The organism is Flavobacterium taihuense, from assembly GCF_019351435.1.
GTDB lineage: Bacteria > Bacteroidota > Bacteroidia > Flavobacteriales > Flavobacteriaceae > Flavobacterium > Flavobacterium taihuense.
This window is the reverse complement of record NZ_JAHWYN010000006.1, coordinates 95593-109638: the sequence shown is the minus strand read 5'-3', so window position 1 is coordinate 109638 and position 14046 is coordinate 95593. Positions and strand designations below refer to the sequence as shown.

Here is a 14046-nt window from a genome sequence, read left to right as displayed (position 1 = left end):
AAAATTATGACACATACCTATACCATTACCGGAATGACTTGCAATGGCTGTCGTTCTAAAGTCGAAAAAACATTGAATGCTATTGATGGCGTTGAAGCAAAAGTTTCCTTAAACCCATCCATAGCTACTATAACAATGGAAAAACACATTCCAATAACACAGTTGCAAGAAGCATTATCTGCCGTTGGAAAATACACCATAGAAATAGCCAATGATAAAATGTTACAACAAGCAACCTCAAATGAAAATACTGTAAAATCTTGTTGCTCTACGCATTCCCACAGCGATAAAAAAGAAATCAAAATCGCTGTTAATGCTAATGGCAAATATTATTGTCCAATGCATTGTGAAGGCGAAAAAGTGTATGACAAAGCAGGCGACTGTCCTGTATGCGGAATGGATTTAGTCAAAGCTCCGGATTTAACTCTTAGCAAATCCCTATATACTTGTCCAATGCATCCAGAAGTAATTAGTGAAACACCAGGTTCTTGTCCTATTTGCGGAATGGATTTAGTGCCTATGAATCCAACTGACACAGAAGATCAAAAGACCTATAAAGATTTGGTCAAAAAAATGAAAATAGCGGTCGTATTTACAGTTCCCATTTTTGCAATCGCAATGATAGAAATGATGCCAAACAATCCGTTACTTAAAATAATGGATGCTACAAAATGGAATTGGGTACAATTTATACTTACACTTCCTGTTGTTTTTTATGCCTGTTGGATGTTCTTTGTTCGTGCCTTCAAATCTATTATTACTTGGAATTTGAATATGTTTACCCTTATCGGTATAGGAACCGGAGTTGCCTTTTTGTTTAGTTTAGTGGGTATGTTTTTTCCAAACATTTTTCCAAACGAATTCAAAACAGAACACGGAACAGTCTTGCTTTATTTTGAAGCCACAACAGTAATTCTAACATTGGTTCTATTAGGACAATTAATGGAAGCCAAAGCACACAGCCAAACTAGTGGAGCAATTAAGGAATTACTAAAACTCGCTCCTACCGAAGCTATTTTAGTAATTGATGGAAGTGATAAAGTAATTTCGATTCACGACATCAAAAAAGGAGATTTATTACGGGTAAAACCCGGAGACAAAATTCCTGTTGATGGGAAAATTACCGATGGTGAAAGCAGTATCGATGAAGCCATGATTACAGGCGAACCAATACCCGTTGACAAAAAGAAAGGCGACAATGTAATTGCCGGAACAATCAATGGGAACAAGTCATTTATAATGGTTGCAGAAAAAGTGGGTTCAGAAACACTACTCTCTCAAATCGTTCAAATGGTCAACGATGCTTCCCGTTCGAGAGCGCCAATCCAAAAATTAGCCGATAGCATTTCCAAATATTTTGTTCCTATTGTAGTAATTATATCAGCAATTACATTTATCATTTGGGCAAAGTTTGGTCCCGAACCGGCATTAGTATATGGTTTTATAAATGCTATTGCCGTTTTAATTATTGCTTGTCCGTGTGCGTTAGGATTAGCAACACCCATGTCAGTAATGGTAGGTGTTGGTAAAGGTGCACAATCCGGCGTTTTGATAAAAAATGCCGAAGCTCTGGAAAACATGAATAAAGTAAATGTGCTTATAACGGATAAAACAGGAACAATAACCGAAGGAAAACCATCAGTCGAAAAAATTTATGCGACCAATAACAACGATTACGATTTATTGCAAAGCATAGCTTCATTAAACCAATATAGTGAGCATCCATTAGCACAAGCAGTAGTCAATTATGCTAAATCAAAAACAGTTTCATTAATCGAGGTAAAGGATTTTGAAGCCGTTGCAGGAAAAGGAGTTACAGGAACAGTTACCAATAAAAAAGTAGCATTGGGCAACAAAAAACTAATGGAACAAGTCAAAGCAACTATTGCTGACGATTTAGAAAGCAGAATTATTGCCGAGCAGAAACTAGGAAAAACCGTTTCATATATTGCTGTTGATGGCGTTGCAGTTGGTTTTGTATCAATTACCGATGCTATAAAAACTTCAAGTGCAGCAGCTATAAAAGAATTAATGCGTCAAGGAGTTGAAGTAATTATGCTTACTGGCGACAATATAAATACAGCCAAAGCAGTTGCCGATGAATTAAACTTATCATCCTACAAAGCAAGTTGTTTACCCGAAGACAAATTGAACGAAATAAAACGCTTACAATCCGAAGGGAAAATTGTAGCAATGGCAGGCGATGGTATAAATGATGCACCCGCACTAGCACAAGCAGACATTGGAATTGCGATGGGAACAGGAACTGATGTAGCTATTGAAAGTGCAAAAATCACTCTCGTAAAAGGCGATTTACAAGGCATCGTAAAAGCCAAGAATTTGAGCCACGCTGTAATGCGAAACATCAAGCAAAACTTATTCTTTGCTTTCTTCTACAATGTTTTAGGAGTTCCAATTGCAGCAGGAGTTTTATATCCATATTTCGGAATTTTGCTCTCGCCAATGATTGCGGCTTTGGCAATGAGTTTTAGTTCGGTTTCTGTAATTGTAAATGCGTTACGATTGCGACGTTTGAAACTATAAATAAAATAAATCGGGCAACAGCGAGACTGAAGACCGGGCAACAGCGGAACTGACGAATAATTAAATACAATTCATTACGAAAATTAAAAGGTTAATTTCGACAAAAAGAGTTACATTATTGACAATGTTTTTAATGGTAATCTCGTTAAGTGTCAATGCCCAAACTAAAGCAAAGACTAGTTCTAATGAAGAAATTCATATCAATAAGAAAGGCGAAATCGACGATCACGGTTGGAACAAATTAGGATTTATTACCAAAGAGGACATTGTGAAAAATAATGAAGGTAAGACAATCTATTTTATTGATGCAAACGGTAATGTTATTGATTCTAATGGAAAAAAGATGGGTACGGCTAAAAAGAATGGTTCGTACTACAACATAAAAGGTGAAAACGTGGTTAATATTGGAAAAACACAAGAAGAAAAATGGGAAATACTGGATGCAAAAGGTCATAATGTAGGTAGCGTACATAAAAATTACAAACTTCACGCGTGTGCCGCCCATTGCTTATTGTTGGAGCAAAAGATGAATGAGGAAAAATCAAAAAAATAATTTTTTAATAAATGGTTCGTCCTAAAACGAACCATTTATTTTATTACTATAATAATGACTATCAGTTAATTGTAAAAATGAAAAAAAATAAGTTATAGCTGTATTAAAAATGAACAACCTTACTCAAATAATCCAACAATATAAAGCTGATACCGAAAGTGTGTACAACACTTGGTTTGTAGATAACGATGAATATTTAGGCGATGAAGAACGCAATAAATTTAAAAAGAACATCTTAAAACGTCAAAAAGAAATCCAAGAAGAAAAATTGGCAGAGAATCTTCTTAACTAAATGCAATACAATTTATTGAAAATTGGGATTTTATTAGGTTTTGATGTAACACCAGCAAGCAATGATAAAAGTAAATCGTTTGGTAATCAAAGTTTTTCATTTACTAAACTCCCAGAACTTCCAACAGATAAAGACACACAAAACACCATAATCAATGTGTTATGGTTTCAAAAAGGAACTAACAACATTATTAAGTTAATTAACACTTTTTAATACATTTTATAAATAAAATTCATTTTAGTACAACAAATTATAATATTAAAACTTGAAAGGACTTCGTAGGCTTTTAAAATTCAGTTGTTGATTTTTTTTTTAAATTATAATTAATTAATATTATTTAGCTAATTTTGGCCAATTATGCAGAGCAAATGAAAAAGTTTCACATTTTATTAATTGTTGTCCTTGGTTTCTTTTTGATACCAACGGGGGCTTTTGCGTGTGAAAATGATTCAGGAAATCACTCTTGTAAAAAAGAAATCTCTTCTAAAACTGAAAAAAAAGATTGTTGTGATAAAAATGATAATTCAAAAAAAGAATGTGCCAGTAAGTGTGGACATTCTAAATGTGGTTGTCCATCATCAAGTATTAGCTTTACAGTAATTTCGGAGGTAAATTTTATAAATAATACTTTTGATTTTTCTTCAGAAAAACAAAAATTTTCTAATTCAGAAACCTTTATATCTTCTGGTTTCTATTCTATTTGGCTTATACCAAAAATAAGCTAAATCTACTTTTGACAGCCATAAGTGTTTCAAATCGAAAGCAATTTTTGCTTTAAATCATTCATTTCAGTTTATTTCAATTTCAAAAAGATAGCTTGTGTTGCTGTTATTTTGTTATTGGTTTACTAAATCAATTCAAAAATATTATACAATGAAATTATTAAAAAAAACAATGATGGCAATACTTCTATTGTTATCAATCGTGGTATCCAACGCACAAATAAAAAATGCTAAAACAGAAACCGTTAAAATATTTGGTAACTGTGGAATGTGCAAAGCCACAATAGAAAAAGCAGGAAATCTTAAAAATAGCGCAAGCGTTGATTGGAATGCAGACACAAAAATGGCTGTCCTTACTTATGACTCTAAAATAACCAACCAAGACGAAATACTCAAACGTATTGCATTGTCAGGCTATGACAGTGATAAATTTCTTGCTCCAGAGGCAGTTTATTCAAAATTATCAGGTTGTTGTCAATATGACAGAATTGCAAAAGTTCCCGTAAAAGTGGATGCAATATCTGGAGCGGATAAATCAGAACATTCAGAAATGAATATGTCTAATCATTCTAAAACAACTGAAAGTCAGTTGAAATCAGTTTTCGATAATTATTTTTTATTGAAAGATGCTTTGGTAAAAACAGATGGAAACACTGCTTCATTAAAAGCAAATGATTTGCTTTCAGCAATTAATGCTGTAAAAATGGAAACACTAAATGTAGACGAACATTTGGTTTGGATGAAAGTTTTGAAAGATTTAACCGCTGATGCAAAAAATATTTCTGAAACACAAGACATCAAAAAGCAAAGAGAACTTTTCAAATCATTATCTAAAAATACGTATGAGCTGATAAAAGCTTCAAAACTTTCTGAAGCCATTTATTATCAATATTGTCCTATGCAAGATGCTAATTGGTTAAGCAAAGAAAACGCAGTCAAAAACCCTTACTATGGCTCACAAATGTTAAGTTGTGGCAAGATAGTAGAAACAATAAAACAATAAAATTAAAACTTTAAAAAGGAAGAATATATTTTTTACCGCTTCAATCATTGGAGTAATACTTTTATCATCTTGCAATAAAGACGACAATATGGATATGACAAATCCACAATTAAACGGTAATTATATAAAATAATCTAATAACTCAAAATTAAAATAAAATGAAAAATGTAATTCTTTCTGCCGTAGCAATGGTATTCGTACTAGTTTCTTGTAACCAAAAAAACAAACAAGGAGAAACTTCGGCTACCGAAACAGCAGAAACGACATCACAATTGTATGCGTGTTCAATGCACCCAGAAGTAACAGGTAAAAAAGGTGATGAATGTTCTAAATGTGGTATGGAATTAAGCGAGCCAGTAGTTTCAAAAAAAGAAAACCACGAACACGAAGCAGAAGTAATTAATAGAACTAATGCCTTTTCGCTTACTGAAATTCAAAATGAATTTTCAAATGTAAAAAATGCTTTGGAAAAAGATGATACAAAAGCTGCTGCAACTGCTGGTAAATCTTTGTATGTAATTTTCAATGAAATTGACATCAATTCTATTGATGCCAAAACAAAAAAAGACTATTTGGATATTACCGAAAGTGCCAAAGAAAATGCAGAACATATTGGTGATAATGAGGGTAAGTTAGATCATCAAAAAGAACATTTTGAAATATTAAGCAAGGATATAAAAGATTTAACTCAACTATTTAACTCTGCTAAAAAATAACATATTCCAACTCATTAAAATCAATAAATAATTTAAACTTAAATAAAATGAAAAATATAATTCTTTCAATTCTATTAGTAACATTTACAATAGGATTTACTAATGCTCAAAGCAAAAAAGTTCAAACCAAATTTTCAATCGATAAAATCGTAACCAATTATTTAGCTTTAAAAAATGCTTTGACCAAAGATGAAACAAAAGCAGTGGCGAGTGCAGGAAAAACTTTGTATGCTACATTCAATGCTGTAAAAACGAATGCGATAGATGCTAAACTAAAAAAAGACTATCTTGATATTGCCGAAAGTGCCAAAGAAAATGCCGAACATATAGGCGATAATGCGGGGAAATTAGACCACCAAAGAGAGCATTTTGTTTTATTAAGTAAAGATATTAACGATTTGATTAAACTTTTTGGAACGAAACAAAAACTCTATCAAGACTATTGCCCAATGGCCGATGAGGGAAAAGGTGCTATTTGGATTAGTGAAGTAAAAGAAATCAAAAACCCTTATTATGGGTCTAATATGCTTACCTGTGGTTCAATAAAAAAGACCTTATAAAATGAAAATTATCATCAAAAAATAGCCGTCATAGGTTTAATTCTTTTTTTGCTGATGCAGTTATATCAGCCTGCTCGTAACGTTGCGTTGGAGCAGGATATAACCGCTAATTTTACAAAAGTATATAACGTGCCTAAAAATGTAGCCACAATTTTAAAAACCTCTTGTTATGATTGCCATAGCAATAATACCAATTACCCTTGGTATTCAAACATTCAACCCACTCGGTTTTTAATGGAGAACCATATCAAAGAAGGTAAAGAAAATTTGAATTTTAGCGAATGGAGAAATTATAGTAGCCGTAAGCAAAATAATAAATTAGATAGAATTGTAAAAGAAATAAAATCTAACGAAATGCCTTTGAAGTCCTATACTTTAATTCATAAAAATGCAATACTAACACCTACTCAAAAAGAGGAAGTTATTAATTGGATAAACACACTTAATGAAGATGAGTAACCTAACGCAAATCATTCAGCAATACAAAAATGACAACGAAAGTGTTTATAATACTTGGTTTGTTGACAATGACCAACGATTAAAAGCATTTCGCACTATTCGCAGAGGCGTTTTACAAGTTATTGACGATATTAAAAACAAATCTTTTCCTAACGATTTTAAAGGCAGTAGTTTAGAATTTGTGTTGAGTTGTATAGCAGAGCAAAAACAAGTCTTTGTAGGCGTAGCACATCCTTTTTATTGGAAACCAAAATTAAGAATTCCAGATATTTACGAAAACCAAAACAATAAAATTGCTTTTGGTCAATTTCTTGAAAACTGCATTAATGCCAAAACAGAAGAACAAGTAGTAAAAGAAATTGTAAAACTAGACGAACTCAAAGTAAAAGGTCTTGGACCAGCAGTCGCCAGTATTTTATATTTCTTGCATCCAACTTGGTTTCCACCATTCAATACAGCAATTCTTAACGGATTTAATTTTCTGTTCAAGGACAAAAAGAGACTAGGAAGTTGGACAGAATATTTAAAAATAAGAGAAACTTTAATCGAAACTAACAATAAACATAAATCGGAATTATCAAATGATTTAGGAGCGATTGCGGGATTATGTTTTGAAATTGGAACACAAAAAATGCTCATTGGTAATGATGAATATTTAAGCGAAGAAGAACGCAACAAATTTGAAAAAAACATCTTAAAACGCCAAAACGAAATCCAAGAAGAAAAATTAGCAGAAAACCTCCATAACGAAATGCAATACCATTTATTAAAAATTGGAGTTTCATTAGGTTTTGATGTAACACCGGCAAGCAACGATAAAAGCAAATCGTTTGGCGGTCAAAGTTTTTCATTTATTTCACTTACTAAATTTCCAGAACTTCCAACAGATAAAGACACACAAAACACCATAAAATTAATCGATGTGCTATGGTTTCAAAAAGGAACTGACAAGATCATTGGAGCATTTGAAGTTGAAAAAAGTACCAGTATCTATTCAGGAATATTACGATTATCCGATTTGTATTTTAGTATTTCTAATGGCGAAGAAGTCTTTTATATAATCATTCCAGACAGTCGGGAGAAAGACGTTATTCAACAACTCAACCGACCCGTTATAAAAAACTCAAAAATGAATATCAAATACATACTATTTTCAGAATTAAGAGCCAATTGCGATGCGATTTGCAAATTTGGAACAGACCATTCTATTATGGAAAGAATCTCAAAATCAATTTAAATCTAAAAAAATGAAAAAAACACTCTTAACATTGTTAATTATTTTGCAATCCTTATTAATATCTGCACAGAATAAAATTCAGATAAGAGCTACATCAGCCAGTCCTTCAGCATCTTTTGAGCAAGAAGTCGGTAGTGCAAAAATTAAAATGGCATACAGCAGACCACTAGTAAGAGGTAGAAAAATATTCGGTGAGCTTGTCCCTTTTGATAAACTTTGGCGAACTGGTGCAAGTGATTGTACTGTCATATCCACTTCCGAAGATATTTCATTTGGTAACAATGTATTAAAAGCAGGTAGTTATTCAATATTTTCAATTCCTTCAGTAAATAATTGGACAATAATTGTTAACTCTGACACTACCTTACATGGCGAAACAGGCTATGATGAGAAAAAAGATATTATGCGCTTCAAAGTACCTTCAGAAAGAAACACTAGTTTTTATGAAACATTTACAATTGAATTAAATGACATCAATAGTAAAGGAGGAGCATTTCTAAAAATAATTTGGGAAAATACAATGGTCAAAATACCTATAAAGAGTAAAGAGGACGATACTATATTAGCATTGATCGATAAACATCTCATTACCGCCAAAACTCAAGATCCCGCTTTGTTATTTCAGGCAGCTAATTATTATTACAGCACAAATAGAGATTATAGACAAGCGATAATGTGGCTTGAAGAGGCTGAAAAATTAAATCCTGAAAATTTCTACTATCCTAATTTGCGACAAAAAATAGCTTCAGAATCAAAAGATTATATAAATGCAATTGATGCTGCGAAGAAAGCACTTGCCCTGGCCGAAAAGGAAAAAATGAAGAGTACAATTGAGATGCTAAAAGAAAAAATAAATAATTGGGAAACCTTACTAAAAAAATAAAACAATGAAAATAAAATTATCAATTTTAGTCTTATTTGTCGCTTTGAGTGCATCAGCTCAAAAAGTAGTACGTTACGATTTATATGTTCGAGATACAATTGTAAACTTCACAGGCAAGCCCAAAAGAGCTATTGCCGTAAACGGACAAATACCAATGCCAACACTAACATTTACCGAAGGCGACATTGCTGAAATTTATGTACATAATGAGTTAAAAGAAGAAACATCTTTACATTGGCACGGTTTGTTTTTGCCTAATAAAGAAGACGGTGTTCCTAATTTGACACAAATGCCAATCAAGCCCGGTACAACTCACAAATACAGCTTTCCAATTATACAAAACGGTACACATTGGTATCATAGTCATTCAGGTCTACAAGAACAAATCGGAATGTATGGAAATTTTGTTATGCTCAAAAAAACAACCGATCCAACTTTTAGAAAAGGAATTGACGATTTGCCAACTGTTCCAATGGTTTTAAGCGAATGGACAGATATAAAACCCGAAAATATACACCGAATGTTGCATAACGCAAATGATTATCCGGCAATCAAAAAAGGGACAACTCAAAGTTATACAGAAGCTATAAAACAAGGGTATTTTGGTATAAAAGTAAAAAACGAGTGGAAGCGGATGAACGCAATGGATGTAAGCGATGTATTTTACGACAAAATTCTCATGAATGGTAAGCCAAGTACAGATGTTAAAAGTATTGATGGCAAACCTTTAAAAGGAGGAGATAAAGTTCGTTTGCGTATTGCCAACGGTGGGGCTTCTTCCTATTTTTGGCTTACCTATGCAGGTGGTAAAATTACTGTTGTTGCCAACGATGGTAACGATGTTGAACCAGTAGAAGTCGATAGATTAATTGTTGGAGTTTCTGAAACTTACGATGTTGTTGTTACTATTCCTGCTGATAAAACTGCTTATGAATTTTTGGCGACCACCGAAGATAGATTATATTCAGCCTCTTATTTTATTGGCGATGGTATCAAACAACTTATTGAACCCCTTCCCAAGCTTAAATATTTTGAAGGAATGAAAATGATGAACGATATGATGAAAATGAACGGTGACCTTGACGATATGGGAATGCAAATGAGTCTCAATCAAATGGATATGAACGTAGTAATGTATCCAGAAATTACAGGCGAACAAAAAAAGAAAGCCGATAAAAAAATGAAGGATATGAAAATGACCGAAGCCGATTATAACAGTAATGCCCTTTCGGACATTACAACCTTAAATTATGCAATGCTGAAATCACCAACTAAAACCACACTCCCAAAAGATGTACCTGTAAAAGAATTAAAATTTGAACTAACAGGAAATATGAATCGTTACGTTTGGAGTCTTGATAATAAAGTAGTTTCAGAAGCCGACAAAATTTTAATTAAAGAAGGTGAAAATGTACGTATTACTATTCACAACAATTCTATGATGCGTCATCCAATGCACTTACACGGGCACGATTTCAGATTATTGAATGGTCAAGGCGATCATGCACCATTAAAAAATATTGTGGACATTATGCCAATGGAAACCGATACCTTGGAATTTAATGCAAATGTAAAAGGTGATTGGTTTTTTCATTGTCATATCTTGTACCATATGATGAGCGGAATGGGCAGAGTTTTCAGCTATGAGAACCAAACGCCAAATCCCGAAATCCCAAACCCAAAACTCGCACAACGTAAATTGTTTGCCGATGATAGAAAATTTCATTTTATGGCAGAAAATGATTTTGCAACCAACGGTAACGATGGAGAAGCAATGTACCAAAGTACTCGTTGGAGCATTGGAACAGAATGGCGTTTAGGTTACAAGGAACACCACGGTTATGAAACCGAAACCCATATTGGAAGATACATTGGGAAAATGCAATGGCTAATGCCGTTTATAGGTTTTGATTGGAGATATAGAAAAATGGGAATAGACGTGCAAGAACATAATCTTTTTGGACAAACTAATACTAAAGACAATCGAGCTGTTTTTAGTGCAGGGGTTAATTATACTTTGCCAATGCTTATAATGGCACAAGTCGAAGTATTCACCGATGGAAATGTTCGTTTACAGTTTGAACGAAAAGATATTCCAGTTTCTAAAAGACTACGAATGAGTTTAATGGGGAATACCGACAAAGAGTATATGGCAGGTTTACGTTATATTATCAAAAGAAACTTTGGAATAACTACGCACTATGATAGTGATATGGGATTTGGATTTGGTGCTACTTTGAATTATTAATTCAAAAGAGGCTGACCTAATTTTCGGAAGGCCTCTTTTTTTATTATCCCTTTTTAATAAGGTATTCTAAATCAGGATCATTTTTAATACGCTCCAATTCAGTTTGAATAACCTGGATAATATCCAGTTTTATCTGTCTGTAATTAGCTTCGATTTCCTGCTTCATCATATCTTCTCCAGCCTTGTTTACGAAAGATAGTATTTCCGGTATTTTTTGATAAGCTTTGGTTTCGGTTGCTATTTTTCCATTATCAACTACAATTTCTGCGTGGAATATTTTCTGTTCGATACGTTCGTCAAAATTATCCGAAACTGCTCCCACAAACATACCTTGCGTGAGGGTGGAAATTTTGGAAGCGGGGATAAGACTGTCCAGCTGTGTAGATATAGAAGTAGATTTGTCGTTTCTGTTAATAGTTAGGCTTTGACGTTTCTGCAACACTTTTCCAAAGCGTTCAGATAAACTTTTTGCTGTTTCGCCAACCACTTGGCCACTGAATATATTACCTACAGTATTTTGTATAACCTTACTTTCTTTGTCTCCGTAATCGCGGGTTAACTGCGAATAATCCTGAAAGCCCAAACATACTGCCACTTTATTACTTCTGGCTGTTGCAATGAGATTGTCCAGTCCTCTAAAGTAGATTGTGGGCAGCTCATCTATAATAACCGAACTTTTCAACTGACCTTTCTTATTAATGAGTTTTACAATACGTGAATTGTACAATCCCAGCGCAGCAGAGTAAATATTTTGTCGATCTGGATTGTTTCCTACGCATAATATCTTTGGTTCTTTGGGATTATTGATGTCTAATGAAAAATCATCTCCTGTCATAACCCAATAAAGCTGAGGTGAAATCATTCTTGACAAGGGGATTTTAGCCGATGCAATCTGTCCCTGCAACTGGTCTTGTGCACCGCCTTGCCATGCATCCATAAAGGGTGATAGATAATTTTCCAGATCAGAGTAGGAAGTCAGAATAGTAAATACGTCCGAATACTTTTTGTTCAATAATTCAATGGCGTGAGGGAACGTACAGTATTTTCCGTTTTCATAGATTTTCAGATACCAAATAATAGCAGCCAATAAAATAATTGGAGACTCGACGAAGAAATCCCCCTGCTTCTGTATCCAAGAACGGTTCAGATTCAGCATAATGGTATATGCTGACTCATAGGCGTCGGATATATCGGTCATAAAATCTGGATTTATGGGGTTGCACCGGTGGCTTTTTCTTGGGTCATCAAAGTTAATGACGTAGAATTTCGGTTTTACTTTGTACTTATCCGTGTGTTTTAACAAATGGTTGTAAGCAATTGTAGATAGGTCGTCGAATTTAAAATCATAGATATACATTGAAAAACCTTTTTCAATATGCTGCTTGATATAGTTGTTTACTACAGCATACGATTTACCCGAACCGGGTGTGCCTAATACAATGGTTGCCCTAAAAGGGTTTACAATATTGATCCAACCATTATGCTGTTTTTTGTTGTACCAGAATTTGGTTGGTAAGTTCACGGAAAACTCATTTTCCATCAGCTTGGTTTCCTGCATAAAACTTTCATTCTCGTTGTTGAAAACATCGTCCATCAGGTTGGTACGGAGCAAACGGCTAATCCAAACTCCTGCAACCATAAGGGAGATATAGCCCAAACCTGTGGTAAGAATATAAAGAAATGTAGCGATGTTTAATGACAGTTTTAACAATGATGTGTTCAGAAAGAACAGTACAAAGCCAATTCCCAAAGCCACATAAATTTTTGTCCAGGTTATCTTTTCATTCTTTACGCCTTTTGTTCCAAGACAGCTCAAAGCCAGCAATATTAATGCAAATACTTTGGTATATAAGGTATGCGAAAACAGCCCGGCGGTATGTTGAAAATTGCCTAATATTTTGTTGATTACTTCTAAAGTCCAGCCACGTTCAATAAAGAAACCGTAGCAAAACCAATAAAGGTGGATTAGTACCAAAAGGATGCTTACTGCCCTCATAAATGCCATGATTTTGGCAAGCCCTCTTAAATCGTCTTCTCCCTGCATTTTAAAATGTTTTATGTTAGGGTATGAATTTAAATGCTGTGTAACATGGCTATAAAAATGAGGCAGGCATTGGCGGTATGTGGCAGTCTTTGGCGTTAGGAGGTTACAATAAGAATCAGGTTTTACATCCTTTTTTTTTATTAAATTTATAATCCTGAAAATTATTTTGGGTATCTAATCAATTTACATATCAACATTAAAGAAAAATAATATGAATTACTATAATCCTGATATTGATCCAGATGAAAGTGAACAAGAATATGAAGCCCGGAAAAATGAAGAAAGTAAATCTGCAATAGAATTAATGTTTGGTATCGTTGAGGTTTTAATTTTCTTCTTAAAAATAGCAGCTATTTTCGGTATGTTTTTTTATGCCGGATTTTTATTGTCTCAAAAGTTCTGGGGAGAAGAAACAGACAAATTTAAAATTTGGAGTCTCTCTCTATTCTTTACCTACCTTATTTTCTGCATTATTTATTTCTTTAAAGGAACTATCATTGGTTTGCAGGCAAAGAATAGGAAGTTATGGATATTACCTTGGGTAATATGTGTGTTAATATGCTGTATTATTCCCGCACTCATAGTAAAATCATTCGTTGCAGGTATGTTCAATCTGACAGAACGACAAAGTATATTGTGTATTGGACTGAGTTGGGGAGCATTTATACTTTTTTCATTATATGTCTATGGTATTTATCAGTTCAAAACGCCAACTGTTCCGAAGATTTTGTACTGGAGCTATGCATTGGGATTGAAAGTGTCTTTATAATCAGGAGTTCATAATA

Annotated in this window: 14 protein-coding genes; 13 read left to right on the top strand and 1 reads right to left on the bottom strand. The window is 33.7% G+C overall.

Annotation, left to right across the window (positions count from 1 at the left end):
- Nucleotides 1-6 precede the first annotated feature (6 nt).
- The 12 genes from KZH69_RS08530 (at nt 7) to KZH69_RS08480 (ending at nt 11217) form a co-directional block, all read left to right on the top strand.
- Nucleotides 7-2544, top strand: a complete 2538-nt coding sequence (locus KZH69_RS08530) for a heavy metal translocating P-type ATPase (RefSeq protein ID WP_219317015.1) — start codon at nt 7-9, stop codon at nt 2542-2544.
- A 118-nt stretch (nt 2545-2662) separates the two neighbouring features.
- A complete protein-coding gene (locus tag KZH69_RS08525) occupies nt 2663-3097 on the top strand; it encodes a 5-fold beta-flower protein (protein ID WP_219317014.1) in 435 nt (144 codons plus the stop codon).
- 109 nt (nt 3098-3206) lie between these two features.
- Nucleotides 3207-3389 carry a hypothetical protein gene (locus KZH69_RS20465; protein WP_255557700.1) on the top strand — a complete coding sequence of 61 codons (183 nt, stop codon included), beginning with the start codon at nt 3207-3209 and terminating at the stop codon, nt 3387-3389.
- A complete protein-coding gene (locus KZH69_RS20460) occupies nt 3390-3602 on the top strand; it encodes a hypothetical protein (RefSeq protein WP_255557699.1) in 213 nt (70 codons plus the stop codon). It begins immediately after the preceding gene.
- A gap of 155 nt (nt 3603-3757) precedes the next feature.
- The gene (locus KZH69_RS08515; protein ID WP_219317013.1) at nt 3758-4114 is read left to right on the top strand and encodes a hypothetical protein; all 357 of its coding nucleotides are present in this window, start codon (nt 3758-3760) and stop codon (nt 4112-4114) included.
- A gap of 148 nt (nt 4115-4262) precedes the next feature.
- Nucleotides 4263-5114 (top strand): DUF3347 domain-containing protein, encoded by an 852-nt coding sequence (locus KZH69_RS08510; protein WP_219317012.1) that lies wholly within the window; start codon nt 4263-4265, stop codon nt 5112-5114.
- 158 nt (nt 5115-5272) lie between these two features.
- Nucleotides 5273-5830 (top strand): DUF3347 domain-containing protein, encoded by a 558-nt coding sequence (locus KZH69_RS08505; RefSeq protein WP_219317011.1) that lies wholly within the window; start codon nt 5273-5275, stop codon nt 5828-5830.
- Between the two features lie 47 nt (nt 5831-5877).
- Complete coding sequence (locus tag KZH69_RS08500) at nt 5878-6390, top strand: DUF3347 domain-containing protein (RefSeq protein WP_219317010.1); 513 nt, start codon at nt 5878-5880, stop codon at nt 6388-6390.
- A 54-nt stretch (nt 6391-6444) separates the two neighbouring features.
- A complete protein-coding gene (locus KZH69_RS08495; RefSeq protein WP_219317009.1) occupies nt 6445-6849 on the top strand; it encodes a heme-binding domain-containing protein in 405 nt (134 codons plus the stop codon).
- Nucleotides 6842-8086: a type II restriction enzyme NmeDI-related protein gene (locus KZH69_RS08490; protein WP_219317008.1), complete on the top strand. Its 1245-nt coding sequence runs from the start codon at nt 6842-6844 to the stop codon at nt 8084-8086. Before KZH69_RS08495 ends, KZH69_RS08490 begins: the two co-directional genes overlap by 8 nt.
- Nucleotides 8087-8096: 10 nt before the next feature.
- The gene (locus KZH69_RS08485; RefSeq protein ID WP_219317007.1) at nt 8097-8969 is read left to right on the top strand and encodes a DUF2911 domain-containing protein; all 873 of its coding nucleotides are present in this window, start codon (nt 8097-8099) and stop codon (nt 8967-8969) included.
- A 4-nt stretch (nt 8970-8973) separates the two neighbouring features.
- Nucleotides 8974-11217, top strand: coding sequence for a multicopper oxidase domain-containing protein (locus KZH69_RS08480; protein WP_219317006.1), 2244 nt, complete (start codon nt 8974-8976; stop codon nt 11215-11217).
- A gap of 43 nt (nt 11218-11260) precedes the next feature.
- Here KZH69_RS08480 and mobC read toward each other — a convergent pair whose 3' ends face one another.
- On the bottom strand, nt 11261-13261 hold the full coding sequence (mobC, locus tag KZH69_RS08475) for a conjugal transfer protein MobC (protein WP_219317005.1): 2001 nt from the start codon (nt 13259-13261) through the stop codon (nt 11261-11263).
- A gap of 211 nt (nt 13262-13472) precedes the next feature.
- Here mobC and KZH69_RS08470 point away from each other — a divergent pair, with 211 nt between their 5' ends.
- Nucleotides 13473-14030, top strand: a complete 558-nt coding sequence (locus KZH69_RS08470) for a hypothetical protein (RefSeq protein WP_219317004.1) — start codon at nt 13473-13475, stop codon at nt 14028-14030.
- Nucleotides 14031-14046: the final 16 nt, after the last annotated feature.

Excerpts from the sequence above, each read along its gene's own strand:
- KZH69_RS08530 (WP_219317015.1), top strand. The coding sequence starts at position 7 with ATGACACATACCTATACCATTACCGGAATGACTTGCAATGGCTGTCGT.
- KZH69_RS20465 (WP_255557700.1), top strand. The coding sequence starts at position 3,207 with ATGAACAACCTTACTCAAATAATCCAACAATATAAAGCTGATACCGAA.
- KZH69_RS20460 (WP_255557699.1), top strand. The coding sequence starts at position 3,390 with ATGCAATACAATTTATTGAAAATTGGGATTTTATTAGGTTTTGATGTA.
- KZH69_RS08515 (WP_219317013.1), top strand. The coding sequence starts at position 3,758 with ATGAAAAAGTTTCACATTTTATTAATTGTTGTCCTTGGTTTCTTTTTG.
- KZH69_RS08510 (WP_219317012.1), top strand. The coding sequence starts at position 4,263 with ATGAAATTATTAAAAAAAACAATGATGGCAATACTTCTATTGTTATCA.
- KZH69_RS08505 (WP_219317011.1), top strand. The coding sequence starts at position 5,273 with ATGAAAAATGTAATTCTTTCTGCCGTAGCAATGGTATTCGTACTAGTT.
- KZH69_RS08500 (WP_219317010.1), top strand. The coding sequence starts at position 5,878 with ATGAAAAATATAATTCTTTCAATTCTATTAGTAACATTTACAATAGGA.
- KZH69_RS08495 (WP_219317009.1), top strand. The coding sequence starts at position 6,445 with ATGCAGTTATATCAGCCTGCTCGTAACGTTGCGTTGGAGCAGGATATA.
- KZH69_RS08490 (WP_219317008.1), top strand. The coding sequence starts at position 6,842 with ATGAGTAACCTAACGCAAATCATTCAGCAATACAAAAATGACAACGAA.
- KZH69_RS08485 (WP_219317007.1), top strand. The coding sequence starts at position 8,097 with ATGAAAAAAACACTCTTAACATTGTTAATTATTTTGCAATCCTTATTA.
- KZH69_RS08480 (WP_219317006.1), top strand. The coding sequence starts at position 8,974 with ATGAAAATAAAATTATCAATTTTAGTCTTATTTGTCGCTTTGAGTGCA.
- mobC (WP_219317005.1), bottom strand. The coding sequence starts at position 13,261 with ATGCAGGGAGAAGACGATTTAAGAGGGCTTGCCAAAATCATGGCATTT.
- KZH69_RS08470 (WP_219317004.1), top strand. The coding sequence starts at position 13,473 with ATGAATTACTATAATCCTGATATTGATCCAGATGAAAGTGAACAAGAA.